This window comes from Flavobacteriales bacterium, from assembly GCA_019694795.1.
In the GTDB taxonomy this organism is placed as follows: domain Bacteria; phylum Bacteroidota; class Bacteroidia; order Flavobacteriales_D; family UBA2798; genus UBA2798.
In genome coordinates, this window is sequence record JAIBBF010000120.1 from 1 (window position 1) to 3,053 (window position 3,053).

The 3,053-nt window shown below is 40.2% G+C and carries 5 protein-coding genes; 2 read left to right on the forward strand and 3 right to left on the reverse strand.

Annotated features, from left to right (window positions below; genetic code table 11):
- The 3 genes from K1X56_15115 to K1X56_15125 form a co-directional block, all read right to left on the reverse strand.
- The coding region (locus K1X56_15115) for a hypothetical protein (protein ID MBX7096049.1) at nt 1-712 on the reverse strand (712 nt) is incomplete at its 3' end.
- A gap of 4 nt (nt 713-716) precedes the next feature.
- Nucleotides 717-1,220: a hypothetical protein gene (locus K1X56_15120; protein MBX7096050.1), complete on the reverse strand. Its 504-nt coding sequence runs from the start codon at nt 1,218-1,220 to the stop codon at nt 717-719.
- Nucleotides 1,221-1,516: 296 nt separating this feature from the next.
- The gene (locus K1X56_15125; protein ID MBX7096051.1) at nt 1,517-1,714 is read right to left on the reverse strand and encodes a hypothetical protein; all 198 of its coding nucleotides are present in this window, start codon (nt 1,712-1,714) and stop codon (nt 1,517-1,519) included.
- A 115-nt stretch (nt 1,715-1,829) separates the two neighbouring features.
- Here K1X56_15125 and K1X56_15130 point away from each other — a divergent pair, with 115 nt between their 5' ends.
- Both K1X56_15130 and K1X56_15135 read left to right on the forward strand, forming a co-directional pair.
- Nucleotides 1,830-2,414, forward strand: coding sequence for a sigma-70 family RNA polymerase sigma factor (locus tag K1X56_15130; GenBank protein MBX7096052.1), 585 nt, complete (start codon nt 1,830-1,832; stop codon nt 2,412-2,414).
- Between the two features lies 1 nt (nt 2,415).
- On the forward strand, nt 2,416-3,053 hold a 638-nt coding region (locus K1X56_15135), incomplete at its 3' end, for a serine protease (protein ID MBX7096053.1).

Below are 3,053 nucleotides of genomic sequence, written 5' to 3' on the forward strand. Positions count from 1 at the left end.
CGAAGTCGTAGTCGGCTGCATTTGGATTAGGATCGATGGTTAATCCGAAAGTACCTGCAGTGGTTACATTGATGATGTACCAGTTAGAATAGTTTTCACTGATAACACAACCTGAAACACATGCATCGGATACTAAGCCGGGACCAACCGAGTTAGCAACCACCGGATTTAAATTGTCGCATACGAATTGCGCATTGGAACAATCCGCGATAGAAGTTGCTGTAGGACCCGATCCTGCGCCACCAGAACAAGGTGTACAAGAAATGGTAGCAAACCAACCTGAAGTTGTAACAATATTATCGGAGAAAAAGCGAACCGTTAAACATCCGCTTGGATTATTTGATGTAAAAGAAGTACCTGCCGCAATATTACAACCGGAAAATAATGTTGTACCATTTTGAGTAGGTGAATCTGTAATTACAATCGCATCATAACATCCACCAATCCACTGATCCAAAGAAACAGCGGTGTTAAAGGTTAAGCGAATACATTGTCCGGGAGCATTTGGACAAAATGTTCTGTAAATATTATTTACGTTAAGACTGTAATTTCCGGCAGCTCCTCCATCATCATAGAATGATCCAGAACACGTGTTAACTTCACAAGTTCCTGCATAGGTGCCTTGTAGTCCAACAGTAGGTTGCGTATAAGTTTGAGCAATGGAAGCAATGGAAGCGGAAACAAAACCGAGAGCGAGTAATAATTTTTTCATGGCATCAGAGGTTTTGAAGGTTGAAATAAAGATCGTAATCAGATTTTCTGATGGGCACGATATACACTTTTACCGGAACAGCCGTATTGCCGGTTTTACTTTTAGCAAGCTCCTGCATAAAGGAATATTGACTGCTTATTTTTCGATGTAACATAATTACATCCTGAAAAAGGGTAATGTTGTCTTTAAATTTTCCTTGTTTGGATTGATCCTCCAATTGAATCAGCTGATCTGAATTGGTAGAAGGATAACTGGTATGACTTTCCAGTATCTGATAATATTTTACGGGATTCGCATTAATCCACGCAGCCACTTGTTGTTGGTAGGTAGCGGGATTGGATGGTGTTAAACCGTTATTGAACTGCGGAAAATCAGCATCATCAATGGCAATAAATTCCAAATAGAAATCGCCATAGGATTTTGGTTTTTCATCGTTTGTTTTTTGGGCCGATACAGTGCCTTGAATGAACAAGAGCAGTCCCAGGGCAAGCAGAAACTTCGTTCTCATTTTGCAACATTAATTTAGGTTCAGAAGAAATAAAGCATGACCAAAAATGGTTAAGCAGAAAAGCTGGGATTTGGCAAGCAGTATTTCTGTCTATCAAAATTAAAGAAATTGTTAATAAAACGAGAAATGAAATGTCTAAATTCTTTGAAATATTACAAACGTCGATAAAAGTGTTAGAGTTATAGGGGTGATTTATCGGTTTAGTCGAAATCCACGAAGTGTTAATAACCTGATTTTATGCAAAAGAAAAGGGTATCCGTTGCGGGATACCCTTTCTTATAATCTTTGGCTGACGATTAGTGTGCAGCTTCTTCAACAGGAGCAGCAGTAGAATCAGCAGCAACTGCAGCTGTATCTTCAACAACTGGAGTTTCTTCAACTGGTTGAGCTTCAGTAGTTGCAGCTGAGTCAGCTTTTTTCTCTTCTTCTTTAGTTTCGCCACCGCAAGCAACTAATGCTACTGCGAAAAGGCTAGCAAGAATAACTTTTTTCATTTTTTTAGATTTTTAGGGTTTACAAATTTTACCTTTTATACCCGGGTCACCCAAAAGGTAACCCATATTTAAAAAAAATTTTTTTTTGGGTTACCTTGCATCCAATTAGGTATTAATGAGTGAACGTCAGACATTGTCGCAACTTGCTGAAGAAAAGAAACTTCTGAAGTCCATTTCGGATGGTAATGAGTTTGTTATCAAGCGGTTGTATAAGGATAATTTTCCCGCAGTGAGCAGGATGGTCACCCGTAATTCGGGTGATATTGAGGACGCAAGGGATGTGTATCAGGAGGCTTTTATGGTGTTCTACGAAAATGTGAAGATGCCCGGTTTTGAATTAAATGCTTCGATCGGGACCTATCTCTACAGTATTTCGCGGAACATCTGGTTAAAAAAGCTTCGGACAATCAGTCGTTCCGGTGAGGTCAGGATTGAGGCTGAAGAAGAGATTACCGATGTGGAAGAAGAAATTTCGGCTTCTGCGGAACGGGATCAGTGGGTGGATGCACTGGAAGGCGCGATGGGCAAGCTCGGGGAACCCTGCAAAAGTATATTGGAAGATTTTTTCTACCATAAACTAAGCATGGAAGAGATTGCCGAAAAAATGAATTATACGAATGCCGCAAATGCGAAGAATCAAAAATACAAGTGTTTTAACCGCTTGAAAAAATTGGTTCTGGTGGCACAAAGAGAAAAGTAATATGTTTAACCGAGAAGAAGCAACTACGCTAATTGAACGATACCTCGAAGGAGAAATGTCCGCCGAGGAGAAAAAGGCGTTTGAGTATCGTCTGGATACGGAGCAGGATCTTTCTGATGAGTTTGAGTTGCATTTAAATGTGCGCAGAAGTTTTACCTGGAACATGGAGCGCGCCAAATTACAGGTAATGATGGATCGTTTTCATCAGGACTTTAACGAAGAATCACCGGTTCGGATCCGCGAAAAGAAAGTCCGTACTTTATCACCTGTACGTATTATTATGGTAGCCGCTTCGGTTTCCTTATTAATCACAGCTGGATCTTTAGTGATATACAATCTTATTCAACAAAACGATTTATCGCCCAATCATTATGCTACATTAAATCGTAAAGAAGGAGAATCTGTTCGACCAGCATCCGCTCAACCTAAGGTGGAGAAGGATGTAGTAGAGCCGGCTATCGTTCGTAATGTGGCCACCGCTTTTGCAATTGATGCTAATGGAATAATGTTGACCAACTACCATGTTGTAGAAGGTAAAAAATACGTGTACATCGAAAAATTTCAGGACTCCTTACAGAGTTACGTAGCTGAGGTAATCGATTACGATAAGCGATTGGATATTGCAGTTCTTCGTGTAAC